The organism is Streptomyces sp. NBC_01267 (genome assembly GCF_036241575.1).
Lineage (GTDB): Bacteria > Actinomycetota > Actinomycetes > Streptomycetales > Streptomycetaceae > Streptomyces.
In genome coordinates, this window is sequence record NZ_CP108455.1 from 3,996,964 (window position 1) to 4,021,708 (window position 24,745).

The 24,745-nt window shown below is 68.4% G+C and carries 19 protein-coding genes and 2 pseudogenes; 13 read left to right on the top strand and 8 right to left on the bottom strand.

Annotated features, from left to right (window positions below; genetic code table 11):
* Positions 1–86 precede the first annotated feature (86 nt).
* The 3 genes from OG709_RS18390 (at position 87) to OG709_RS18400 (ending at position 1,829) form a co-directional block, all read left to right on the top strand.
* On the top strand, positions 87–305 hold the full coding sequence (locus tag OG709_RS18390) for a DUF5326 family protein (RefSeq protein ID WP_250302311.1): 219 nt from the start codon (positions 87–89) through the stop codon (positions 303–305).
* Positions 306–509: 204 nt separating this feature from the next.
* Entirely contained in the window at positions 510–1,280 is a 771-nt protein-coding gene (locus OG709_RS18395; RefSeq protein WP_329166972.1) for an IclR family transcriptional regulator, read from the top strand.
* A 114-nt stretch (positions 1,281–1,394) separates the two neighbouring features.
* Positions 1,395–1,829 (top strand): SsgA family sporulation/cell division regulator, encoded by a 435-nt coding sequence (locus tag OG709_RS18400; protein WP_250302309.1) that lies wholly within the window; start codon positions 1,395–1,397, stop codon positions 1,827–1,829.
* A gap of 28 nt (positions 1,830–1,857) precedes the next feature.
* Here OG709_RS18400 and OG709_RS18405 read toward each other — a convergent pair whose 3' ends face one another.
* Positions 1,858–3,183, bottom strand: coding sequence for a YibE/F family protein (locus tag OG709_RS18405; RefSeq protein WP_250302308.1), 1,326 nt, complete (start codon positions 3,181–3,183; stop codon positions 1,858–1,860).
* Between the two features lie 199 nt (positions 3,184–3,382).
* On the opposite strand from OG709_RS18405, the gene thiC reads away from it, so the two are divergent.
* Positions 3,383–5,158, top strand: coding sequence for a phosphomethylpyrimidine synthase ThiC (gene thiC, locus OG709_RS18410; RefSeq protein ID WP_250302307.1), 1,776 nt, complete (start codon positions 3,383–3,385; stop codon positions 5,156–5,158).
* Positions 5,159–5,224: 66 nt separating this feature from the next.
* On the opposite strand, the gene OG709_RS18415 is transcribed toward thiC, so the two are convergent.
* From OG709_RS18415 to OG709_RS18425, 3 genes are all read right to left on the bottom strand, one after another.
* Positions 5,225–6,058, bottom strand: a complete 834-nt coding sequence (locus OG709_RS18415) for a hypothetical protein (protein WP_250302306.1) — start codon at positions 6,056–6,058, stop codon at positions 5,225–5,227.
* A gap of 149 nt (positions 6,059–6,207) precedes the next feature.
* Entirely contained in the window at positions 6,208–7,314 is a 1,107-nt protein-coding gene (locus tag OG709_RS18420; RefSeq protein ID WP_250302428.1) for a metallophosphoesterase, read from the bottom strand.
* 157 nt (positions 7,315–7,471) lie between these two features.
* The gene (locus OG709_RS18425; protein ID WP_250302305.1) at positions 7,472–8,593 is read right to left on the bottom strand and encodes a LacI family DNA-binding transcriptional regulator; all 1,122 of its coding nucleotides are present in this window, start codon (positions 8,591–8,593) and stop codon (positions 7,472–7,474) included.
* A 335-nt stretch (positions 8,594–8,928) separates the two neighbouring features.
* On the opposite strand from OG709_RS18425, the gene hisC reads away from it, so the two are divergent.
* The 5 genes from hisC (at position 8,929) to OG709_RS18450 (ending at position 18,123) form a co-directional block, all read left to right on the top strand.
* A complete protein-coding gene (gene hisC, locus OG709_RS18430; RefSeq protein ID WP_250302304.1) occupies positions 8,929–10,008 on the top strand; it encodes a histidinol-phosphate transaminase in 1,080 nt (359 codons plus the stop codon).
* A 214-nt stretch (positions 10,009–10,222) separates the two neighbouring features.
* Positions 10,223–11,803, top strand: coding sequence for a cytochrome ubiquinol oxidase subunit I (locus OG709_RS18435; protein WP_250302303.1), 1,581 nt, complete (start codon positions 10,223–10,225; stop codon positions 11,801–11,803).
* A gap of 13 nt (positions 11,804–11,816) precedes the next feature.
* Positions 11,817–12,818, top strand: a complete 1,002-nt coding sequence (gene cydB, locus OG709_RS18440; protein WP_250302302.1) for a cytochrome d ubiquinol oxidase subunit II — start codon at positions 11,817–11,819, stop codon at positions 12,816–12,818.
* Positions 12,819–12,833: 15 nt separating this feature from the next.
* Entirely contained in the window at positions 12,834–16,376 is a 3,543-nt protein-coding gene (gene cydD / locus OG709_RS18445; protein ID WP_329166978.1) for a thiol reductant ABC exporter subunit CydD, read from the top strand.
* Between the two features lie 37 nt (positions 16,377–16,413).
* Positions 16,414–18,123 (top strand): GAF domain-containing sensor histidine kinase, encoded by a 1,710-nt coding sequence (locus tag OG709_RS18450; protein WP_329166980.1) that lies wholly within the window; start codon positions 16,414–16,416, stop codon positions 18,121–18,123.
* 81 nt (positions 18,124–18,204) lie between these two features.
* On the opposite strand, the gene OG709_RS18455 is transcribed toward OG709_RS18450, so the two are convergent.
* Positions 18,205–19,059 carry a Cof-type HAD-IIB family hydrolase gene (locus OG709_RS18455; RefSeq protein ID WP_329166982.1) on the bottom strand — a complete coding sequence of 285 codons (855 nt, stop codon included), beginning with the start codon at positions 19,057–19,059 and terminating at the stop codon, positions 18,205–18,207.
* 207 nt (positions 19,060–19,266) lie between these two features.
* Between OG709_RS18455 and OG709_RS18460 the strand changes: the two are divergent.
* Positions 19,267–19,509 (top strand): annotated as a pseudogene (locus OG709_RS18460) (LLM class flavin-dependent oxidoreductase); the annotation flags it as partial.
* A 175-nt stretch (positions 19,510–19,684) separates the two neighbouring features.
* Here OG709_RS18460 and OG709_RS18465 read toward each other — a convergent pair.
* The 3 genes from OG709_RS18465 to OG709_RS18475 all read right to left on the bottom strand — a co-directional run bounded on the left by OG709_RS18465 (position 19,685) and on the right by OG709_RS18475 (position 22,611).
* Positions 19,685–21,688: a type I restriction-modification system subunit M gene (locus OG709_RS18465; RefSeq protein WP_329166986.1), complete on the bottom strand. Its 2,004-nt coding sequence runs from the start codon at positions 21,686–21,688 to the stop codon at positions 19,685–19,687.
* Positions 21,685–22,290 (bottom strand): restriction endonuclease subunit S, encoded by a 606-nt coding sequence (locus OG709_RS18470; protein ID WP_329166988.1) that lies wholly within the window; start codon positions 22,288–22,290, stop codon positions 21,685–21,687. Before OG709_RS18470 ends, OG709_RS18465 begins: the two co-directional genes overlap by 4 nt.
* A 105-nt stretch (positions 22,291–22,395) precedes the next feature.
* A complete protein-coding gene (locus tag OG709_RS18475; protein WP_329166990.1) occupies positions 22,396–22,611 on the bottom strand; it encodes a hypothetical protein in 216 nt (71 codons plus the stop codon).
* Between the two features lie 250 nt (positions 22,612–22,861).
* On the opposite strand from OG709_RS18475, the pseudogene OG709_RS18480 reads away from it, so the two are divergent.
* From OG709_RS18480 to OG709_RS18490, 3 genes and pseudogenes are all read left to right on the top strand, one after another.
* Positions 22,862–23,118: pseudogene (locus OG709_RS18480) on the top strand (LLM class flavin-dependent oxidoreductase); the annotation flags it as partial.
* Between the two features lie 208 nt (positions 23,119–23,326).
* Positions 23,327–24,241 carry a ParA family protein gene (locus tag OG709_RS18485; protein WP_329166992.1) on the top strand — a complete coding sequence of 305 codons (915 nt, stop codon included), beginning with the start codon at positions 23,327–23,329 and terminating at the stop codon, positions 24,239–24,241.
* A 31-nt stretch (positions 24,242–24,272) separates the two neighbouring features.
* Complete coding sequence (locus OG709_RS18490) at positions 24,273–24,662, top strand: hypothetical protein (RefSeq protein ID WP_329166993.1); 390 nt, start codon at positions 24,273–24,275, stop codon at positions 24,660–24,662.
* Positions 24,663–24,745: the final 83 nt, after the last annotated feature.

Consider the following 24,745-nt stretch of genomic DNA (forward strand, 5'->3'; position numbering starts at 1 on the left):
CGCTGCCCCGGGCGCCTTTAGCATCGGAAGCAGAGCACCCGGAGTGGCCGGCGTGGTCCAGGAAGACCCAGGAAGAGGTAAGGGCGATGGCGGTCCGAGAGATTTACGCGGGAATGCCGTGGTGGGTGAAGTGGGTCGCGGTGCCTGTCATCGCCCTGGTCGTGTTCGGCAGCCTCATCGCGACGGTCGTCGGGTTCGTGATCGGGCTGCTCTTCAAGGCGCTGGTCTTCGTCGCGCTCGTCGGCGGACTCATCTACGTCGTACGGAAGTTCACCTCCTCGTCGTCCTCGCGGAACGACTGGTAGCCCCTGCGGCCGTTAGCCCGGCCGGGGGAACGGGGACAGCTGTGTCCCCGCCCGGACGGAGGCTGTGATTAGAGTGGAAAGCTCTGCCGCCTCCTCGGGAAAAATGGCCTGAAACCGCTCTGACCTGCGGTTTGTGCGGGGCGGGGCCTGCGGGGGAGCCCCCGAAGCGGGTGGCGTGTCCGTCCGCATGCTGGGGGTGACCGCTTGGCGACAACGCCTCGTACCGCTGTTCCCACGCTGATCGGCTCGGTGCAGCGAGCGCTCAGACTGCTGGAGGCCGTGGGCTCCCACACCGACGGAGCCCCCGCCAAACAGCTCGCCCGGGAGGCGGGACTCCCCCTCCCCACCGCCTATCACCTGCTGCGGACCCTGACGCACGAGGGATATCTGCGCCGCGAGCGCGGCGTGTTCGTCATCGGACCCGCAGCCGAGCGGCTGGCGGGCGGCGGAGCGGTGCAGAACCGCCGGGCCACGCTGGTCGATTCACTCACCCACTGGCGTGACGCGCTCGGGGTTCCGGTTTATTTTGCGGTCTACCGCCAGGGCGAGATCGAGCTCGTCGCGGTCTCCGACACACCCGCCGCGCCCGCTGTCGAGGAATGGGCGGACTTCCGTGAAACCGGTCATGCACACGCCCTTGGTCAGTGTCTGCTGAGCCAGCTCGACGCGGCCTCGCGCGAGGACCATCTGGACCGCTATCCGGTCCGTCCGCTGACCCGCCATTCGGTGCGTGACCGGGGCATCCTGCTGCGGCGACTGGCCGCTGCGGAACGTATGCAACCGATCGTCGAGCAGCAGGAGTACGCCCTCGGAACGGTCTGCGCGGCCATCCCGATCACGGCCGGATCGGGTGCCGCCGCGATGGCCATTTCCGGCCCTGCGAACGAGGAAGAACGGTTGCGCTCCGCAGTCGAAACGCTACGGTCCGAGGTTGGCGCTTTACTCGGTTCGCTCGCGTTCTCTATCGGTATCTGAAATATCACTCCTTGTGATCCGCTAGCGCTTACAGCACGATTACGTCAAGAGGGCCTGAGGGAACAGTCCCGGCCATCTTGCGATCCAACACGGCGTCTACTGCGGGGTAGGGACATGCGCGAATCGGTCCAGGCAGAGGTCATGATGAGCTTCCTCGTCTCCGAGGAGCTCTCGTTCCGTATTCCGGTGGAACTCCGCTACGAGGTGGGTGACCCGTATGCGATCCGGATGACCTTCCACCTTCCCGGAGACGCACCGGTGACCTGGACGTTCGGTCGCGAACTGCTCCTCGACGGGATCAACGCCCCCACGGGCGACGGCGATGTGCACATCTCACCCAGCGAGCCGACGGGACTGTCCGATGTCCATCTGCGGCTCCAGGTCGGCGCCGACCGCGCGCTCTTCCGGGCGGGCAGCGCGCCGCTGATCGCCTTCCTCGACCGCACCGACAAGCTCGTCCCGCTCGGACAGGAGCGCAGCCTGGGCGACTTCGACGGAAACCTGGACGAGGCGCTCGGCCGGATCCTGGCCGAGGAGAACGCGGGCTGACCGCGATACCTCCCGGTACGGACCTGGATCAGCGTCTGCGGCGGCGGCCCCCACCGCCCCGCACCGCCCGGCCGGGCGGTGCGTGCCCCTCTCCCCCGCTCCGCCGGTCCGCGGCCACCACCAGCGCCGCGAGCGCCGTGGTCACCGGCACCGAGGCGACCAGGCCGATGGACCCGACCAGGGTCCGTACGATCTCCTCGGCCACCAGCTCCGCGTTGGCCACCGTACCCACGCTGCTCTGCGCGATGGAGAACAGCAGCAGGAGCGGCAGGGCGGCGCCCGCGTACGCCAGGACGAGGGTGTTGACGACCGACGCGATGTGGTCGCGGCCGATCCGGATCCCGGCGCGGTAGAGCCCGCGTGCGCCCATCGTGGGGTCCGCCCGGTGCAGTTCCCAGACGGCGGAGGTCTGGGTGACCGTCACATCGTCCAGCACTCCGAGCGAGCCGATGACGACGCTCGCCAACAGCAGCCCGCTCATGTCGATGTGCGGGTACAGGCCATGGATCAGTCCGGTGCTGTCGTCGGTGTTGCCGGAGAGGCTCGCCCAGCCGATGAACAGCGAGCCGAGCAGCCCGATCAGCATCAGCGAGATCAGCGTGCCGATGACCGCGACCGAGGTGCGTGCCGTCAGCCCGTGACAGGTGTAGAGCGCGATCAGCATGATCGCGCTCGCCCCGATGACCGCCACGACCAGCGGATTCGAACCCTGCAGGATCGCGGGCAGGATGAACAGCGTCAGTACGGCGAAGCTGACGGCCAGGGCCACCAGCGCCATCAGCCCCCGCATCCGGCCCACCGCGACCACCACCAGCGCGAAGATGCCGGCCAGCAGCGCCATCGGGAACTTCCGGTCCACGTCGGACACCGAGTACTGGAGATCACGCGGTGCGTCGGGCGCGTACGCCACGATCACGCCCTGTCCCTGGTGCAACTGCCGCGGTGCGTCCGGCTGGACGAGCTCGGTGAACGTACGTCCCTTGTCCTTGCCGCTCGCCACCTCGACCTTGGCCTTCTTGCACAGCTTGCCCTGCCCGCCCTGCCCGCCCTGGCTCGTCGGCTGCTCCGTGGCGGAGGACCCGCCCGGCGGCGCGGACGGCTGACCGGCCTGCACGTCCTGGCAGTTGACCGGCGTCAGGGCCACCACCCTGCCCTGCTGCGTCTGCCGGTCGAAGCCGACACCGCTGCGTGCGTGCGGAGGCGCACCGCCCGGCCAGAGCACCACAAGACCGACAATCACCGCCGCACCGAAGGGAATCAGCACCGCCGCGACGACCTTGCGCAGATGCGTCGACACCGGTGCGGCGGGGCCGTGGCCGTGCGTGTGGCTGTGCTGTTCCTGGAGCGAGGTCACCGGCCGATCATCGCAAGAACCGAGGGGGCCGGGCGGGGGCCCTCTGTTCAGCGCCCGGGGGATGGCGTTAGCGTGGGGGCACCTTTGCACACGCGGGAGCTCGGAGCACCGGGCTGAGAGGGCGCTGACAGCACATCGCTGAAGCTGCGCCGACCGCCGAACCTGTTACCGGGTAATGCCGGCGTAGGGAGTAGGTCTCATGACCACAGTGGATGCACGCACGCCTGCCACCGATCGGCCCGAGCGCGAGCCGGGCTGGCACAAGGGCTACATCGGGGGCCCGGAGGGCTCGCGCCCCGACATCAGGGTCCCCGTCCGACAAGTGCACCTCACCAACGGGCAGGACGTGACGCTGTACGACACGTCGGGCCCGTACACCGACCCCACCGTCGAGACCGACGTACGGCGCGGGCTCGCCCCGCTCCGGGAGCACTGGATCATCGGCCGCGGCGACACCGAGGAGTACGCGGGCCGCCCGGCCCGCCCCGAGGACGACGGGATCAAGCACACCTCACCCCGCGGAGGACTGCGCAACCTGGACGCGGTCTTCCCCGGCCGGCCCCGCCAGCCGCGTAGGGGGCGCGAGGGGCGCGCGGTGAGTCAGCTCGCGTACGCCGTGCGCGGGGAGATCACCCCGGAGATGGAGTACGTCGCGATCCGCGAGAACGTCTCCCCCGAGGTCGTACGCGAAGAGATCGCCGCGGGCCGGGCCGTGCTGCCGGCCAACGTCAACCATCCGGAGATCGAGCCGATGATCATCGGCAAGCGGTTCCTGGTGAAGGTCAACGCCAACATCGGCAATTCCGCGGTCACTTCCTCCATCGAGGAGGAGGTGGACAAGATGACCTGGGCCACCAAGTGGGGCGCGGACACCGTCATGGACCTGTCCACCGGCCGCAACATCCACACCACCCGCGAGTGGGTGCTGCGCAATTCCCCCGTCCCCATCGGCACGGTCCCGCTCTACCAGGCACTGGAGAAGGTCGACGGCCGGGCCGAGGAGCTGACCTGGGAGATCTACAAGGACACGGTCATCGAGCAGGCCGAGCAGGGCGTCGACTACATGACGGTGCACGCGGGGGTGCTGCTCAGGTACGTGCCCCTCACCGCACGCCGGAAGACGGGCATCGTCTCGCGCGGCGGCTCGATCATGGCCGCCTGGTGCCTGGCGCACCACAAGGAGTCGTTCCTGTACGAGAACTTCGAGGAACTCTCCTCCATCCTGGCCTCGTACGACGTGACGTACTCGCTGGGCGACGGGCTGCGGCCCGGGTCGATCGCGGACGCCAACGACGAGGCGCAGTTCGCGGAGTTGCGCACCCTCGGGGAACTGAACACGATCGCCAAACGCCATGGCGTGCAGACGATGATCGAGGGCCCCGGGCACGTCCCGATGCACAAGATCAAGGAGAACATCGACCTCCAGCAGGAGATCTGCGAGGAGGCGCCGTTCTACACGCTCGGCCCGCTCACCACGGATGTGGCTCCGGCGTACGACCACATCACCTCCGGCATCGGGGCGGCGATGATCGCCTGGTGGGGTACGGCCATGCTCTGCTACGTCACGCCCAAGGAGCACCTGGGCCTGCCCAACCGTGACGACGTGAAGACCGGTGTCATCACGTACAAGATCGCGGCGCACGCGGCGGACCTCGCCAAGGGGCATCCCGGCGCGCAGGCGTGGGACGACGCGCTGTCGGACGCGCGTTTCGAGTTCCGGTGGGAGGACCAGTTCAATCTGGCGCTCGACCCGGTCACCGCACGGGAGTTCCACGACGAGACGCTGCCCGCGGAGCCCGCGAAGACCGCGCATTTCTGTTCCATGTGCGGGCCGAAGTTCTGCTCGATGAAGATCTCCCAGGACATCCGCCGGGAACACGGCGGCAGCCAGGAGGAGATCGAGGCGGGGATGGCGGCGAAGTCCGAGGAGTTCGCGGCGAGCGGGAACCGGGTGTATCTGCCGCTGGCCGACTGAGCCGACCGGTCCGGCAGCCCCCCCGGCTTCGGCGAAGTCCAGGGGGCCTGCCGGTCCGGGGCGGTCCTACTCCGGCTGGTGGTCGGGGCCGCCGAAGTCCGGACTGGTGAAGTCCGGGCTGGTGAAACTGGGACGCTCGTGGGCGGCCGTTCCTTCGTCCGGGCCGGTGAAGTCGGGCCGGCTGTAGCCGAGGCTGGGGATGCGGCCCGCCGGACGGTACGGGGCGGGGGCCGCCGGGTCGGCGCTGGGGTCGGCGAGGGCGTTGCGCAGGAACGGGACGATGCCCCGCTCCAGCAGCGCGTGACGCCAGGCGTCACGGGCGCGGGCGACCTCCTCGGACAGTTCGTCGTCGCCGTTCTCCTCCTCGGCCTCCCGGTGCACCTCGTTCGAGCTGTTGCGCAGGGCGGTGATGAGCAGCCCGATCGCGGCGAACAGGATGGCGGCAGCGGTGAGCGCGGCGAAGGCCCAGCCCGCGGTGACCATGGTGTCGGCGAAGGCGGGCGGTGCGCTGAGAGCCTTCAGCAGATAGCCCACCAGCAGGAAGATCGCGGCTGCGGTGCCCGCCAGTACGGGGGCCAGCACGGCGACGACGGCGGTGAGCCCGGCGCCCGAACCGGTCCCGCCCCGGCCCGGGGTGAGAACGGCGGTCCGTACCGAGGCCGCGGCGGGTGCGCGCAGCTCGGCCCGCATCTTCACGAAGTGCTCGTACTCGGCTGCCGCGGCCGTGGTGACGAGGGCATCCGCGTTGAGCACCATGGTGCGCAGCTGTTCGCTGTTGAGCCGCTGTCCCACTGCGGCGAGGTCCGGTCGGTCCGGTGCGGCGCGCAGCGCGTCGTCGAGAACTCGCTCGAACTCCGGGCGGTCTTCGGTCCGCAGGTGCGAATCGCTGTTCATGTGCATCCCCCGATGCTCCGTTGGCCTGGACCGCCCGCCTTCTGACGGGCGGTCGGACGTGAACGGAGGAGAGCCTGCTACGGATAACCCGATGGTAGAGCGGTAATGGCACGGGGTAACAGAGGGTTTCCGTAAATCGCCTCTCGGTCCGCCGATCAGTTGGGGAGCGGGAGCCGGACCACGAGCAGCTTTCCGGCCATGGTCACGCCGCCGTCCATGGCGATGGCGAGCCCGTCGGCGTACACGTGCGGCCCCTCGATGACCGTGCGCGGTCCGTCCTCGCCGTCCTCGGCCCCGACCTCGCCCAGCAGATACGGAATGGGGCTGTGACCGTGGACGATGCGATGGCCGCCGAAGACCCCGAGGAGCTCCCGGACCGCCTGCGGCCCCGACTCGTCGCGGAACGCGAAGCGCTTGGTGAACTTGCGGAACAGGTCCCAGCACTCGTCGGCGTCGTTGCGGGTGAGTGTCTCGCGGACGGTGTCGTTGACGGCTTCGAGGGAATCGCCGTAGTCGAGATAGGCCGTGGTGTCGGAGTGCACCAGGAGGTGGTCGTCCTCCAGCTCGATGGCGTCGAGCCGGGACATCCACTGGAGATGAACGTCCTGGAGCCGGTCCATGTCGGCCTTCTGGCCGCCGTTCAGCAGCCAGGCGGCCTGGAAAGTGGCGGTACCCGCACCGGAGTTGACGGGGGTGTCGCCGAAACGCTTGGCGCCGAGCAGCAGCAGTTCGTGGTTGCCCATCAGGGCCTTGCAGTAGCCGCCCGAGGCCGCGGCCTCGGCGGACAGCCGCATGACGAGATCGATGACGCCGATGCCGTCGGGTCCGCGGTCGGTGAAGTCGCCGAGGAACCAGAGCCGGGCGTTGCCCGCGGACCAGTTGCCCTCGGCGTCGATGAGCCCCTGGGCGCGCAGGGCGGCCAGGAGCTCGTCGAGGTACCCGTGGACGTCACCGACGACGAAGAGCGGCCCGGGGCCCCCGTCGGCATCGGCGACGGCCGTCTCGGCGGCGTCGGCCGCCGCGGGGTCGGGCACGGTCCGTACGACGAGCGTGTCGGCGGGGGCGCCGCGGCCGATGACCGGGAGGTCCCGCTGGGTCGGCGTGTATCCGTCCGGCTCCTCACCGGCGGCGTACCGAGGCGGCCTCCCGGCGTCGTGGACGTGCTCGGGCGCGGGCAGAGGCGGTACGCGGAAGTCCCGCACTGTCGCCGTCCGCATCGCGGGTTCCAGACCGGCCCCCTGAGTCATCGACCCCTCCACCACCGTCGCGCCGCCGTGCACCGGTCGGACCTGCCTGGTCGGGGGGTCCGCGGTGTCGTCCGCCCATCATAGGAATGCGACTCGGTATGTGTGACGCACCAGGGGGGCTGAATCCGTGCGCTCCTGGGGTCGACTGACCGTTTCGCGCCTAATGAGGCGATCAGTCCGGGGCGGGAGAGCGCGGTGCGCTCACCGTGGTGCGCGGCGGACGGCGCTGCGAGGAGGTCCGGACGATGAGTTCGGTCGGTATCACCTGCTCGACCGGGTGGTCGTCGTTGATGCCTTCGATGGCGTCGATGAGTAACTGGATGACCGCGGTGCCGATCCGGCGGGGCTTGAGGGACAGGGTGGTGATGGGCGGCTCGGTGCTGGCGTACACGGTGGATTCGCTGCAGCAGACCAGCAGCAGATCCTCGGGGACGCGCAGTCCGTACCGTCGCGCCGCTGCCAGCAGGTCGGTGCCGTTCGGGTCGAAGAGCCCGTACACGGCGTCGGGCCGGTCGGGGCGGGCGAGGAGCCGGTCGGCCGCGACGGCTCCGGCGCAGGGGTCGTGGGCGGGGTAGGACTCGTAGACCGGGTCCTGTCCGACCCGCTCGCACCAGTGCAGATACGCGGTGGTGGAGAGGCGGGTGTAGGTGTCGGTGGTGGTGCCGGTCAGCAGCCCGATACGGCGGGCTCCGGCGGCGGCCAGGTGGTCGAGCAGATCGAGGACCGCGGCTTCGTGGTCGTTGTCGACCCAGGCCGTGACGGGCAGGGAGCCCGCCGGGCGTCCGTCGGAGACGACGGGGAGCCCTTGGCGTACGAGTTCGCTGACGACCGGGTCGTGATCGGAGGGGTCGATGACGACGGTGCCGTCGAGGGCGACGTTCGACCAGACGTCGACCGCGCTGTGGCGTGAGGTGGCGGGGAGGATGACGAGGGCATAGCCGCGTGCGAGCGCGGCGGAGGTGGCGGCTCTGGCCATCTCGGCGAAGTACGCGAATTCGGTGAAGGTGAAAGGTTCATCCCCGTAGGTCGTCACGGTCAGGCCGATGAGGCCCGACTTGCCGGTACGGAGGGTTCGGGCCGCGGCGGAAGGGCGATAGCCCAGCCGGTCTGCGACCTCGCGGACATGGCGGCGGGTGGCGTCCGGGAGCCTGCCCTTGCCGTTGAGCGCGTCGGAGACGGTCGTGATGGAGACACCGGCTGCGGCGGCCACGTCCCGGATGCCCGCTCGTCCTTGCCGGTTGGCCCTGCGGGGAGTCTCCGCCCGGCTCACCTGGTGCTTCCCTGCTGCTGTCATGGCGAGCCGATAGTAGGTCGATGGAGGGGGGTGGGACTGAGCGCATATGCATCCGTTGACAGGCACGTTTCTGCATGATCATTTAGAGTCGATCGCCTTGGAATGCACGGGAGTTGGCCCCTTGGTCATGGGAGTCTCGGGTGTCGATCGACCTGAACCTGCCCCATGGCTGATGTTGCGATGAGGTCTCAACTCACTGGTTCGAGGGACGCGCGCCACGGCGCAAGCCACCGGCGCGCGCCGGATGCGGCAGCGCTCCCCCTTCCCGTGCCCGCCATTCGCAGCAGCCGCCGGCCCTCATAAGGTGTGCCTATCCGAGCCGAGGAGGACCCGCTGTGAGCGAGAAGAGCCCCAAGCTGCGCGCCGTACTGGACAGCATCCCCGCCTATGTACCGGGCAAGCCGGCCGCTGCCGACGGTCCGGTCGCGTACAAGCTGTCCTCCAACGAGAACCCCTATCCGCCGCTGCCCGGTGTGATGGAGAGCGCGATCGCCGCAGCCGGCACCTTCAACCGGTACCCGGACATGGCGTGCACCGGCCTGATGAACGAACTGGCCGAGCGCTTCGGGGTCCCCGTCTCCCATCTGGCGACCGGCACCGGATCCGTCGGTGTCGCGCAGTCGCTGTTGCAGGCGACGTCGGGGCCGGGCGACGAGGTGATCTACGCCTGGCGGTCGTTCGAGGCGTACCCGATCATCACGAGGATCAGCGGGGCGACCGCGGTGCAGGTGCCGCTGGACTCCGACGAGGTCCACGACCTGGACGCGATGGCCGACGCGATCACCGAGCGCACCCGGATGATCTTCGTCTGCAACCCCAACAACCCGACCGGCACCGTGGTGCGCAGGGCGCAGTTGGAGCGATTCCTGGACCGGGTGCCGTCCGACATCCTGGTGGTCCTGGACGAGGCGTACCGCGAGTTCAACCGTGACCTCGATGTCCCCGACGGCATCGAGCTCTACCGGGACCGCCCCAATGTGGCGGTGCTGCGGACCTTCTCCAAGGCGTACGGCCTGGCCGGGCTGCGGGTCGGCTTCGCCGTCGCCCATGAGCCGGTGGCCGCCGCGCTGCGCAAGACCGCGCTGCCCTTCGGCGTGAGCCAGCTGGGACAGGACGCGGCGGTGGCCTCGCTGCGGGCCGAGGACGAACTGCTGGGCCGGGTCGGCGCGCTGGTCGGCGAGCGGGAGCGGGTGTACGAGGGCCTGGTCGGCCAGGGCTGGAAGGTGCCCGCGACGCAGGCGAACTTCGTGTGGCTGCGGCTGGGTGAGCGCACCGGCGACTTCGCGGCGTTCTGCGACAGGGCCGGCGTGGTCGTGCGTCCCTTCGGGGACGAGGGCGTACGCGTCACGATCGGCGAGGCCGAGGGCAACGATCTCTTCCTGCAGGCGGCGGCGGCCTTCCGCAAGGAGCTGTAGCTCTTCGGGCAGAGGGCGGGAGGCCCTTCCGAACAGGGTCGAAACAGGGCGGGGTGCCGTAAAGGCACCCCGCCTTCGTCATGTCAAAAGTGCTTACGTAATATTGCTTGTGAATGTGAACGCTTTCACAAGCGTGTCCCTTTTCATCCGGGCTGGGTGGGATCAAAGGGGCAGACTGCCGCTGTGACCACAGCCACGTAAGGAGAGTGACGACGTGGAACTAGCTCTGGCGCCGGATACCCTGGCGCGATGGCAGTTCGGGCTGACCACCGTCTACCACTACCTGTTCGTCCCCCTCACGATCTCCCTCGCGGCGATCGCCGCGGGCTTCGAAACCGCCTGGGTGCGGACCGGCAAGGAGAAGTACTTCCACGCCACGAAGTTCTGGGGGAAGCTCCTGCTGATCAACCTCGCGATCGGGGTCGCCACCGGCCTCGTCCAGGAGTTCCAGTTCGGGATGAACTGGTCCGACTACTCGAAGTTCGTCGGTGACGTCTTCGGTGCCCCGCTCGCGATGGAAGCGCTGATCGCCTTCTTCTTCGAGTCCACGTTCATCGGACTGTGGATCTTCGGCTGGGACAAGCTGCCGAAGAAGCTCCACTGCGCCTGCATCTGGATGGTGGCGATCGGCACCACCTTCTCGGCGTACTTCATCCTGGCGGCCAACTCCTGGATGCAGCACCCCGTCGGGTACAGCATCGACCGCGCCACCGGCGTGGCCCACCTCAACGACATCTGGGGGGTGCTCACCCAGAAGACCGCGCTGGTCGTCTTCACCCACACCATGACCTCGGCCTTCCTCACCGGCGGCGCCTTCGTCGTCGGGATCGCCAGCTACCACCTGTGGAAGATCAGGCGGGCCAGGGCGGCGGGCACCGCGACCGACCGGAAGCGCACCGGCATGATGCGCACCTCGCTGCGCATGGGCCTGGTCATGACGGTGACCGCGGGCATCCTCACCGCACTCTCCGGCGACCAGCTGGGCAAGGTGATGTTCGAGCAGCAGCCCATGAAGATGGCCGCTGCCGAGGCGCTCTGGGACACCGAGGCACCTGCGCCGTTCTCGATCTTCGCGGTCGGCAACGTGGCAGCGGGCCACAACTCCGTGGAGCTGTCGATCCCGGGGATACTGTCGTTCCTCGCCCATGACGACTTCCACACCGCGGTGCCCGGCATCCATGAGACCGCGAAGGCGGAGGCGGCCAAGTACGGCGGCAAGCCCGACGACTACGTACCCAACATCTTCGTCACCTTCTGGGGCTTCCGGCTCATGATCGGCATCGGGCTCACGGCCTCCGTGGCCGCAGCCGCCGGACTCTGGCTCACCCGGAAGAAGAAGTGGCTGCTGCCCGAGCACCGCACCGGTGACGACGAGGCGCCCAAGCTGATGCTGACTGCGGGCCGGGAGCTCAACCCCTTCTTCACGAAGTGGGGCTGGCGGGTCGGCATGGCCTCACTGGTCTTCCCGCTGATCGCCAACTCGATCGGCTGGGTCTTCACCGAGATGGGCAGGCAGCCCTGGGCGGTGTTCGGCCTCTTCAAGACGGCCGACTCGGTCTCTCCCGGGGTCTCCCAGACGGAGATGCTGATCTCGCTGATCGTCCTGATGACGCTGTACACGGTGCTGGGCTGGATCAACGTCCGGCTGATGAAGAAGTACGCGGTGATGGGCCCCGACACCGACGAACAGCCACCGGCCAAGGACCCACGGCTGCGCGGGCCCTCGTCCGGCGGCCCCGGTGGATCCGGCGGTCCGGACGAGGACGCCGACAAACCCCTGACCTTCGCGTACTGAGAGGAGAGACGTCATGGGCCTCAACGACTTCTGGTTTCTGCTGATCGCCGTTCTGTGGACCGGCTACTTCTTCCTCGAAGGCTTCGACTTCGGGGTCGGCATTCTCACCCGGCTGCTGGCCAGGGACCGCCGGGAGCGACGGGTACTGATCAACATCATCGGTCCGGTCTGGGACGGCAACGAGGTGTGGCTGATCACCGCGGCCGGTGCGATGTTCGCCGCCTTCCCGGTCTGGTACGCGACCTTCTTCAGCGGCTTCTATCTGCTGCTCGTCCTGGTCCTCCTGCTGCTGATCGTGCGGGTGCTGTCCTTCGAGTACCGACACAAGCGGCCCGAGGAGAGCTGGCAGCGCAACTGGGAGTGGGCGCTCTTCACCACCTCGCTGCTGCTTCCCTTCCTCTGGGGGATGATCTTCGCCAACCTGGTCCACGGTGTGCCGGTCAACAGCCATCAGGACTACGCCGGTTCCTTCGGGGACCTGCTGAACGGGTACGCCTTCCTCGGCGGATTCGCCTTCACCGCGCTGTGCACGCTGCACGGGGCTGTTTTCACCGCGCTCAAGACCGTCGGGGACATCCGGGTACGCGCCAGGGCCTTCGCGGCGAAGGCCGCGGTCGTCACCGTGGCGCTCGCGGCTGCCTTCCTGATCTGGCTGCAGGCGGACCGGGGAGACGGCTCCACACTGATCGCGCTCTGCGTGGCACTGGCCGCGCTGGTCGTGGCGTTCGTGATGAACGCACGGGAGCGGGAGGGCTGGGCCTTCACCTTCACCGGGGTGGCCATCGCCGCCACGGTGGCGGCGCTGTTCCTCTCGCTGGCGCCCGACGTGATGCCGTCCTCGCTCAACTCGGCCTGGAATCTGACGATCGACAACGCGGCGTCCGGCCACTACACGCTCAAGGTCATGACCTGGGTGGCGGGCATCATGACGCCGCTGGTCCTGCTCTACCAGGGCTGGACTTACTGGGTGTTCCGCAAGCGGCTGGGCACGCAGCACATCGCCGATGCCCACTAGTGGGGGATGTTTCACGTGAAACCGATCGACCCGCGTCTGCTCCGGTACGCCGGCGCCACCCGTCTCTTCCTGGGGGCGGTGGTGGTCCTCGGGCTGGCCGGCGCGGGCCTGGTCGTGGCCCAGGCGATGCTGATCGCCGATGTGGTGGTGGGGGCGTTCCAGAACGGTCTCGACGGGGCCGGGCTGCGGACACCCCTGCTGCTGCTCGCGGCGGTCGCGCTGGGCCGGGGACTGGTGTCCTGGCTGACCGAGCTGGCCGCGCACCGGGCCAGTGCGGCGGTCAAGTCCGAACTGCGCGGCCGGCTGCTGGAGCGCTCTGCCGAGCTGGGGCCCCAGTGGCTGACCGGGCAGCGGACGGGATCGCTGGTCGCGCTCGCCACTCGTGGTGTCGACGCGCTCGACGACTACTTCTCGCGCTACCTCCCGCAGCTGGGGCTCGCGGTGGTGGTGCCGGTGGCGGTGCTGGCGCGGATCGTCACCGAGGACTGGGTGTCGGCGGCGATCATCGTGGTGACGCTTCCGCTGATTCCGGTGTTCATGATGCTCATCGGCTGGGCCACCCAGGCGCGGATGGACCGGCAGTGGCATCTGCTGTCCCGGCTGTCGGGGCACTTCCTGGACGTGGTCGCCGGGCTGCCGACGCTGAAGGTGTTCGGGCGGGCCAAGGCCCAGGCCGAATCGATCAGGGCCATCACGGACCAGTACCGGAAGGCCACGCTGCGGACGCTGCGGATCGCGTTCCTGTCGTCGTTCGCCCTGGAGCTGCTGGCGACCCTTTCGGTGGCCCTGGTCGCCGTGGGCATCGGGCTGCGGCTGGTCAAGGGGGAACTGGACCTGTACACGGGGCTGGTGATCCTCGTGCTGGCTCCCGAGGCGTATCTGCCGCTGCGGCAGGTGGGGGCGCAGTACCACGCGGCGGCGGAGGGGCTCTCGGCCGCCGAGGAGATCTTCGCCGTTCTGGAGACACCGCTGCCGACGGGTGGTGACCGGGAGGTTCCGGACTCGCTCCGGCTGGAACTGGACCAGGTGACGGTACGCCACCCCGGCCGCACGGAACCCTCACTGGATTCGGCTTCGCTGATCGTGGAGGCCGGGGAGACGGTCGCGGTCACGGGACCGAGCGGAGTCGGGAAGTCGACGTTGCTCAACGTCCTGCTGGGCTTCGCGACCCCGGACGAGGGACAGGTACGGGTCGGCTCCGTGGAACTGGCCTCGCTCTCGCCCGAGCGGTGGCGGGAGCAGATCGCATGGGTACCGCAGCAGCCGTACCTGTTCGCGGGGACGATCGCCGAGAACGTACGGCTGGCGCGGCCCGATGCGGAGGAGTCCGCGGTGCACGACGCACTGCGGGAGGCAGGAGCCCACGGTTTTGTCTCCGCGCTGCCGGACGGCGTGCAGACGGTGCTGGGAGAGGGCGGTGCGGGGCTCTCCGCCGGACAGCGCCAACGGCTCGCACTGGCAAGGGCGTTCCTCGCCGACCGGCCGGTCCTGCTGCTCGACGAGCCCACGGCGGCGCTGGACGGCGAGACGGAGGCAGGCATCGTCGACGCGGTGCGGCGTCTGTCGGTGGGCCGGACCGTGGTGCTGGTGGTGCACCGCCCCGCGCTGCTCGCCGTGGCCGACCGGGTCGTGGCGCTGGCCCCGGGGCCGCTCCGGGGCCAGCGCCACGACACGCTTGTCACCGACGGGCCGGACGGGCCGGACGACCGGACCACCGTGCCCGCCCCGCGTGCTGCCGAGGAGCCAGCGGCCGACGAGGCTCCGGCTTCTGACGCTCCCCGCTCAGGACGGTCGGGACGGGGTCCGCTGGCGCGGGTGCGGGACACGGCCGGTGCGCTGCGGGGGCGGTTGCTGCTGGCCCTGCTGCTCGGGAGTCTCGCCCTGGGGTCCGCCGTGGGTCTCCTGGCGACCTCGGGGTGGCTCATTTCGCGGGCTTCCCAGGAGCCGCCGGTGCTGTACCTGATGGTCGCGGTCACGGCGACGCGGGCCTTCGGGACCGGGCGGGCCGTCTTCCGCTATGCCGAGCGGCTGGTGTCGCACGACGCGGTGCTGCGGATGCTCGCCGACCTGCGGGTCGCCGTCTACCGCAGGCTGGAGCGGATCGCCCCGGCCGGTCTGGGCCGGGTGCGCCGCGGGGATCTGCTGTCGCGGCTGGTGGCTGATGTGGACGCGCTCCAGGACTACTGGCTGCGCTGGTTGCTCCCGGCGGCGGTCGCCGTGGTGGTGGGCGCGGGCGCGGTCGGATTCACCGCCTGGCTGCTGCCCGCTGCGGGCGCCGTGCTCGCCGTGGGGCTGCTCGCCGCCGGGATCGGGGTACCCGTGCTGAGCGGCGCCTTCGCCCGACGGGCCGAGCGTCAACTGGCCCCCGCACGCGGAGTGCTGGCCACCCGCGTCGTCGATCTGCTCTCCGGAACCGCGGAGCTGACGGTCGCCGGTGCGCTGCGCGGGAGGCTGCGTGCGACCCGGGACGCCGATCGGACGCTGACCCGGATCACCTCGCGGGGAGCCACCGCCACCGCGCTCGGCGGCGGGCTGACCGCGCTCGTGTGCGGGCTGACCGTCGCGGCTGCCGCGGTGGTCGGAGTGCAGGCCGTGCGCGACGGGCGGCTCGCAGGTGTGGAACTCGCCGTGGTGGTCCTGACGCCGCTGGCCGCTTTCGAAGCGGTCACCGGGCTGCCGCTCGCCGTGCAGTACCGGCAGCGGGTGCGACGGAGCGCGGAGCGGGTGTACGAGGTGCTGGACGCACCCGTTCCCGTACAGGAACCGCAGCACCCGGTGGCGGTCGGGACGGCGGCGGACCTGCCGTTCCCGCTGGAGGTGCGCGGGCTGAGCGCGCGCTACCCGGGACAGCGGCGGAAGGCGCTCGACGGGGTAGCTCTCCGTCTCGAAGCCGGCCGGCGGGTCGCTGTCGTCGGCCCTTCCGGGTCCGGCAAGACGACGCTGGCGCAGGTACTGCTGCGCTTCCTGGACGCCGAGACCGGGACGTACACCCTCGGCGGGGTGGCCGCCGGTGCGATGGACGGTGACGCGGTGCGCGGGTTCGTCGGGCTGTGCGCCCAGGACGCGCACATCTTCGACAGTTCCCTCCGGGAGAACCTGCGGCTGGCCCGCACCGGGGCCTCGCAGGAGGACCTGCGCGACGCGCTGGCCGCCGCCCGGCTGCTGGAGTGGGTGGACGGGTTGCCCGAGGGGCTCGACACGCCGGTCGGCGAGCACGGTGCCCGGCTCTCGGGCGGCCAGCGCCAGCGCCTCGCACTGGCCCGCGCGCTGCTCGCCGACTTCCCCGTACTCGTACTGGACGAGCCGGCCGAGCATCTCGATCTGGCGACCGCCGACGCGCTGACCGCCGATCTGCTGGCCGCCACCGAAGGGCGCACCACGCTGCTCATCACGCACCGGCTCCGGGGTCTGGACGCCGTCGACGAGGTGATCGTGCTGGACGGCGGCCGGGTGGTGCAGCGCGGACCGTACGCCGAGCTGGCCGCTTCGGAGGGCCCGCTGCGGCGGATGCTGGAGCGGGAAGAGGCTGGTGATCTCCTCGGAGCCGACAGAATCTGACTTTCCACTCCAAATGGGACTAACTAGGCTTCGGGGTATGCCAGCTCCGGATCCGACCGATCCCCCGAAGCCCCCCACCGGCGCGAACCACAGCCTGCGCGGGCTCTCCGCCGAACTCACCGAGCGTGTGCCGCAGCTGCTCGACGCCATGCGCACCATCGGCACGGGGCTCGAACTGCACTCCACCCTGAACAGGATCTGCGAGACCGCGGCGGGGCTGACGGACTCCAGGTACGCGGCCATCGGGGTCGTCGACCGGGAGCGCGGCGGCCTCAGCGACTTCGTCACGTACGGCATCGCACCCGAGGACGCGGCCAGGATCGGCCGGATCCCCGACGGGCGGACCGGGCTGCTGGGCGCGCTGATCAACGAGTCCCACGGGGTGCGGCTCACCGATCTGACGGAGGATCCGCGCGCGGGCGGGTTCCCTCCGCACCATCCGCCGATGCGGACCTTCCTGGGGGGACCCGTCCAGGTACAGGGGGAGACCTTCGGCAATCTCTACGTCGCCGAGAAGAAGGGCGGGGCCGAATTCACCGACGCCGACTTCCACATGGTCCGGGTCCTCTCCACCGAGGCGGGCATCGCGATCAACAACGCGCGGCTGTACGAGGCCGCCCGGCAGCGTGAGCGGTGGATCGACGGCTCGGTGGCCGTCACCACGGCGCTGCTGGCCGGTGGCGATGCCGATGACGCGCTCTCGGTGGTCGCCGAGCAGGCGCGCCGGCTCGCGGACGCGGCGGTCGGGGTGGTCATGCTGCCCGCCGCCGAGGGCGGTCTTGAGGTCGTCGCCCTCTCCTCCACCGACCGGCCCGGCCCCGCGCTGGGGATGATCGCCCCGCCGGAGAGCGGCATCGTGGCGACGCTGCTCTCGGGCTCCCCGGTGTTCGTGGACGACTCGGCCACCGACCCGCGGATGATCACCGATCTCGGCAGGGAGTACGGGCCGAGCATGCTGCTGCCGCTGCACAGCGGGGGCCGTCTGCTGGGCGTACTGGCGACTCCGCGCGAGCGGGGCGCCCGGCCGTTCAGCGCGGCCGAGCGCTCGCTGGCCGCGCAGTTCGCCTCACAGGCCGCGCTGGCACTCATGATGGCCGACGCGCAGCGGGACAGGGAGCGCCTCGCGGTCTTCGAGGACCGCGACCGGATCGCCCGCGATCTGCACGACCTGGTCATCCAGCGGCTGTTCGCCACCGGAATGATGCTGGAGGGCGCCCACCGGCAGTCCGCGATGCCCGAGGTCAGAGACGGTGTGGGGAAGGCCGTGGACGAACTGGATGTCACGATCCAGGAGATCCGCACCGCCATCTTCGCGCTCCAGCAGGGGCCCGCCGAAGCGCCCTCGGGGCTGTGCAAGCGGGTGCTGCGGGAGATCAACATGGCGGCCGTGCCACTCGGGTTCAAGCCGGAACACCGCTTTGTGGGCGCGGTCGACACGGCCGTCGGTGAACTGACGGGGAAGAACCTGATCGCTGCGCTGCGGGAGGCGCTGTCCAATGCCTTCCGGCACGCCCGTGCCTCCCGTATCGAAGTGGTCGTCGACGCCACCGCGCACCTGGACGACGGCCGTCCGGCGGTGCGTCTCACCGTTGCCGACGACGGTGTCGGCATTCCGGAGGGCGGGCGCCGCAGCGGGCTGCGCAATCTCGACAGGCGCGCGGAGTCGCTGGGCGGATCGAGCAGCCACGGTCCGGGACTCGGCGGCGGGGGCGGCGGCACGACGGTGGTGTGGGAGGCCCCGCTGTAGCTGCGCCGGGCCGGGACCGCGCCGGACCGCCGGGCAGCAGCGGCGCCGGTGTCAGCGGGACTCGTGGTGAGGCGCCAGGTGTCAGCGGGCCTTGAGGATCTGCTCGATGATGACCGCGACGCCGTCCTCGTTGTTCGTCAGAGTCCGCCCCGAAGCGGCGGCCACCGCTTCCGGGTGGGCGTTGCCCATCGCGTACGAGGTGCCCGCCCAGCTCAGCATCTCGACATCGTTCGGCATGTCACCGAAGGCGACGACCTCGGACGGGGCGATGCCCCGCTCGGCGCAGCACAGTTCCAGGGTGCCCGCCTTGGAGACACCGGCGCCGCTGATCTCCAGCAGCGCGGTCGGGCTGGAGCGGGTGATGGACGCGCGGTCCCCGACGGCGGCGCGCGCCAGGGCGAGGAAGTCGTCGGGCGCCAGCTCGGGGTGGTGCGCGAGCACCTTCAGTACCGGCTGATCCGCGATGTCGGAGTCCGGAGCGAGCAGCTTCTCGGCGGGTGCGACGCTCGATGCGGGGTCGAACTGCATCGGGGGGTAGGCCAGTTCGTGGTGGATGCCGCCGGTCCGCTCCACGGCGAACGAGGTGCCGGGTGCGGCGGCTCGCAGGATGGAGATCACGTCGAGTGCGTCGGTGCGCTCCAGGGGGAGGACCTTGACGAAGACGTGTCCGCCTCCGTCGCCGTGCAGGTCGACCACGGCTGCGCCGTTGCCGCAGATGGCGAGGCCGTGGCCGTGGACGTGGTCGCTGACGACATCCATCCACCGGGCCGGACGACCGGTGACGAAGAAGACGTCGATCCCGGCCTCCTCGGCGGCGGCCAGCGCGGCGATGGTGCGGTCCGAGACGGTCCTGTCGTCCCGCAGCAGGGTGCCGTCCAGATCGGTGGCGATCAGCCGGGGCGGAAGGGGGGCGGCGGGGCCGGTAGCTGAGGTCACCGGACCATTCTCCCGCACGGAGCGCACGGGCGTGCGAAAGGTCGCACATCTGAGAGCGTGCGCGGGCACGCGGCTGAGCCGGGCGGGCCCCGCCGGTGAGCGTCCGGGCCGCGTTCCCGTCCCCGGAGGCGCCGCCGGGTGGGGTGCGTGCGGTCCGGTCCGGCGACCGGGTCCGCCCGGGGGCGGGTACGACGTAGGGTCGTGGCCATGCGTCTGAGTACCGTGATTCTCCCCGTCCGCCGCTGGCGCGAGGGTGGCCGTGAGCAGTGGGTGCGCGCCGAGGGGCTGGGTTTCCACACCGCGTACACCTACGATCATCTGTCCTGGCGGGTGCCGTTCCGCGACGGCCCGTGGTTCGGTGCGGTGCCGACGCTGACCGCGGCGGCGGCGGCGACCGGGCACATCCGGCTGGGCACGCTCGTCACCTCAGTCAAGCCTCTTTCACCTATCGCGGCGTGACCTGGGCGAATTCGTTGTCTCCGACTCAGATACTGATGGGCCGGACGCGGTCAGCGCACAGCAGGGCCATGTCATCGTCCGTCTGGCAGCCGACCAGGGAGTGATGGGGACAGCGGTTCCCCGCCTGGACGACGCCGGGTCAGGGCGGACCAGTAGAACGGACTGGTCACGTGTAACCGAGTTCCTCCAGGCGGACTCTGAGCCGTGTCGCAGCCGCCTCGCTCTGCCTCTCCAAATCCGCGATGGAAGTTTCGTACCGGTCACCCCATGAGCGGTAGACGTCGACCATTCCCTGTCGCTTTGCGGCAGCGAGCCTCTCCACACGAGAGCAAAGGTCGTCACCAAGGACCTCAAGCACTCGCTCGCGTGCCAGGCCATCAGGGAGATACGAAGGTCGGCCGTCGGCCACCGCCCACCGGGCGATCACCCCGGGAAAGCTCCGGAGGTCCAGGCTTCTGAGGTCGTCCTGCCGGACGGCCCACCATGCCGCGAACGCACCGGTCAACTGGTACCGGTCCAGGATCCCGGCCAGCAGGAGCTCCTCACGGAAAGAGGCCATGAGCCGGGAACGCGACGTCAACAGATTTCCGGTGCCCACGAGTTCGGCAATGCGTGATTCCGTTGCACGCCACCAGGAGCGGCAGTGGTCGACGAAGTCCCCCTCTCGGGCAGCGGCCAGGTCCGAGATACGCGCTGCCGTCGCCTCGCACCCGCGGGCAGGGAAATCGAAGTAGCCGGAATCCTTCGTCGTGAACAGGTCGGTGAGGCCGATACCGAAGACCTGGAACCTCTCCATCCCCGCGACGACCTCACTTCTCGGTACCCCACCGAACAGCGCGGCACGGACGTCCAGCGATGGCTCGGCGGGTGGACCCGGGTCGACATAACGCCGGATGTTGAGGTTGAAGTCGTTGGCCTCGATCTCGTCCAGAGAGACCACTCGCGAGAAGCCGGGGATGTCCGCCCACTCGTGGAAGGCGCCCACGATCTTTTCCACGTTCTGCGGCTCCAAGCGGTTCTGCGACCGCCCCGTGACCACTTCGCGCTCCGCGTTGACGAACAGTACCTGGCCGCGCTGATCCGCCGATGTGCCGGCCGTGCCCCGCAAGACCAGGATGCAGGCCGGGATGGCCGTGCCGTAGAAGACGTTCGGTCCGATACCGATCACCGCTTCGAGTCGGCCGTCTTCGACGATTCCCCGGCGGATCTGCTCCTCTGCCCCACCCCGGAACAGCACACCGTGCGGGGTGACGACCGCTCCGATCCCGTCCGGAAGGAGTGTGGCCAGCACGTGCTGGACGTTCATCAGATCGGCCTTCTTACCCTGCCCGGGTGTCCAGCCATACTTCATCCGCTCCGAATGCCTCATCTCCTTCTCGGAGTAGTTCATCGAGAAGGGAGGATTGGTCAGTACGCGGTCGAAGCGCCTGAGGTGCCCGTCCTCCAGTGAGTGAAGTGGATCGGTCAGTGTGTCCCCGCAGAGCACGGAACTGTCCGTGAGGCCGTGCAGCAGAAGGTTCAGCCGAGCAGTGGAGCACGTCGCGGCGTTCATCTCCTGCCCGAAGAGGGCGAGGTCCGCGCCCTCCCCGCCCTGCTCGTCGACGTACTGCCCGGCTTGGACGAGCATGCCTCCTGAGCCGGCAAACGGATCGTAGACCGACTGTCCTGCCAGCGGGCGGACCAGGCGCACCATCAGGCTGACCACAGAACGGGGCGTGAAGAACTCTCCACCCCGTTTCCCGAAACTGTCGGCGAACGCGCCCAGGAGGTGGTCGTACGCGCGGCCGACCACGTCGCCGAACTCCAGGTCGCCGTCGTTCAGCGGAATACGGTCGAAGTGATCGACCATTGCCTTCAATTCGCCGCGGCTCAGTCTTACGTCGAAGTCGACAGCCTCGAACACGCCCTTAAGGACTTCTGGGTTGCTCTGCTCAAGTGCCCACAGAGCCTCGTTGAGTACCCGCCCCGGCGCCTTGCCCTCGTAGTCGACGATCTGGGACCAACGCGCACGGTCAGGCACCCGCAGGATGCCCGGCTGATCCGAGACCCGCTTGAGAAGCAGCATCGCAGAGATGACTTCACGGTACTGCGACGCGTCCATCCTGCCGCGCAGGATGTCGCCAGCGTCGAAGAGGGCCCGTTCCAATTGGTCGAGGTTCAACAGACTCACGTGCGCCTCACTCCCTGGATCAGCTCTCCGAAGATGGCCGGCCGTAGTGCCTCCAGGCGATCAGCCATCTGCCGCTGGATCCTGATCCGTACGTCGACATCCGCCAGCGCTTCGACGACAGCGTGCTGCCGGTCCAAGGGCGGAACGGTGACCGGCAACTCGTTCAGCATCGCCGAGTTGAGCGAAGGCACCGTACCCGGGATGGACTGGCCCAGCATGTACCGCTGCACGGGCGGATACGACAGATACGACACCAGGTACTCCGGCAGGACACGGTCTCGCTGGGGCCTGATGCGCAGACAGGACGAACCATAGAACCAGGTGGCGTGTTCCGCCTCGACCAGCGCCAGCCGGCCGAGCGTCCCCTGCCGCACGACGAGGATGTCGCCCTCCCGCAGCGAGAACCGGGAGAGGCGTTTCGCTCCGTCCCACGGAACCCGCCGTAGCCGCCGGGTGTCCACTTTGTGGTCGTCGGTGAGATCCGGCGGCGAGATCACCGGCACTCCGTCGGGGCCTTCTTGGAGGTTGTCCAGCAAGGACCCGGACGGCCCTGCCTTCACCTCGCACAGGGTCCCGAGCGGGATCTCATGGTCCCGGCTCATGGATACGTCGTCTCCTTTCACAGCTCCTCGGTCCTCTTCCCGGCACCCCGATCTGCCGTGGCCCCGCGCGTGGGTGGTGCGGGTGCGCACCCGCACCACCCACGGTCAGGCGACCCGCGTCCAGTACCGCACGGCGCCGCGTACCAGTTCCTCCATGGCAGCGGCCAGCAGGGCCATGACGACCACGGTCAGCGCCGCCGTACCGTGCCCCAGGGCGAAGGCGCCGAACACAATCAGGACGATGATCAGCACAAGCGGCACCCCGGCCTTGATGGCCCGAGGCGGGAGGGACCATGCATGATGGGTAATGGGAATCCTCACGAGGATGTCCTTTCTGTCTTCGCACTCTGTGCGGGGATGGTCGAACCGCGCCACCCTGCCGGGCGTCCAAACCATGCAGGGTGGCGCGGCGGTTCGTGCGGCACCACACACCGAGTCCGGGCCACGCCCGATCCTCGGTGACACTGAAGACACTACATCTCGAAGCTAGCTTCGCAAAAGGTCGCGCGCTCCAACTGCCCCACCGAGGGCAGCGAGTTGGCCCCGCCGCATCCCTTTGCCGCGTCACCACATCCGCCGGAACGTCTCAGACCGTCTCGCCTATCGTCGAGGTATGCGTCTGAGCACTGTGATCCTGCCGATCCATCGATGGACCAACGGACGGAGGCTGTGGCAGCACGCCGAACAACTCGGCTTCCACACCGCGTACACCTACGACCATCTGTCCTGGCGGAGCTTCCGCGACGGGCCATGGTTCGGTGCGATCCCGACGCTGACGCGGCAGCGTCGGTAACGCAGCGTATGCGTTTGGGTACCCTCGTCAACTCAGTCAAGCCTCTTCGACTCACCAAGTTGCACTGGCTTCGCATCGGGGTTCGACTCTTGCCCTCGGTCAACCCACCACTCGACCGCGCTGGCAGGGCGTGGATCCCAGTTTGTCAAATTCGGAGACGCTGAATGACCGTGCGCTGTAGCTTCACCGCGTGCGAGCCGAATCGAGCTCGCGCAGCGGGAGGGGATGTTCGGCGTGCGAGTTGTGTCAGTCATCAATTATAAGGGTGGGGTCGGAAAGACTACCCTTACTGCAAATATTGGAGCAGAGCTTGCATTTCGAGGGAAGAAAGTTCTGCTCATCGACCTCGACCCGCAGGCGAGTCTGACATTTTCGCTTGTTCGACCCGAGTATTGGCAACAGAATCTTGAAGCCGAGAAGACGATTAAGAGATGGTACGAGTCGTTCGACTCCAGTTCCCCTCTGAGTCTATCGTCACTTGTGACGCGAGCTCCGCGAATTCGAGACTTCGGGAACGGCGGAATCTTGCGATTCATTCCGTCGCATCTTGGGCTGATCAACGTCGATTTGGAACTGGCCACAGAACTCGGGGGAGCCTCCCTCAAGCAATCCAAAATCAACTACCTCCGCGTCCATCGACGTCTTTCTGAAGGACTCAAAGAGGATGTGTTTAGCAATTTCGATGTAATCCTAATCGACTGCCCGCCAAATTTTAATATCGTAACAAAGAATGCAATCGTCGCAAGTGACAGCGTCCTCATCCCAGCCAAAGCCGACTATCTTTCGACACTCGGAATCGACTATCTCCAGCGAAGTCTGCGCGAACTCGTTGGGGATTACAATGAATATGTGCAACTCGAGCCTGGAGACGGAAATGCGCGGGTGATCAATCCGCAGGTACTTGGCGTAGTTTTCACGATGATGCAATTTTATGGCGGTCAGCCAATTTCCGCTCTGCGTCCGTATATGCGCCAGACCGCATCGCTCGGAGTGCCCGTGTTCGACAGCCTTATGCGGGAGGCGAAGACGCTGTTCGCCAGCTCCCCTGGCAGTGGGCAGCCCCTAGTTCTGAGGGCCGGAAAGACTGCGACCGAGAAGCAGTTGATCAGGGAACTCGAAGTCCTGGTTTCGGAATTCATGCTCAAGCTTGGGGTGTAAAACTATGCACACGTCTGCAGGAGAGTCGAGTATGGTGCTCGAGCAGGTGGGGATTTTCCTGCAATCTCTATCACCTGAACAGATCGAAGATCTAGCGGCTGGGCGGTACCGAATTTCCCTGGTCAGAACGCAGGCGCCACGAGAAGCCAAAGCTCGCCGGAGCAGCCCGAGCGTCGATCTCGAGCAGCTGCGAATTGACCTTTCCGGTGTGGAATCACGGGAAGCCGGAGAGGATTATCTTAAAAATAAAAAGCTGAGTCGCGCCGATCTGCAGGCTCTTGCCCGCGTGCTGGATATTCCAGTGCGGAAGGGTGACAACATGGATGCGATCAGAGAGAGTGTTGTCGAGGCTACGATCGGGTACCGATTGAGGTCTGATGCAATTCGCGGAAACACCCCGCCCGAAGGTGAGGTTAAGTAGTAGATTTACCAGCCGTAAATTTGCAGACTCCAATCTGGGCGCCTCTACTGCGGTCCGTATCCGGTTGGCGGTGCTCGCGCGAC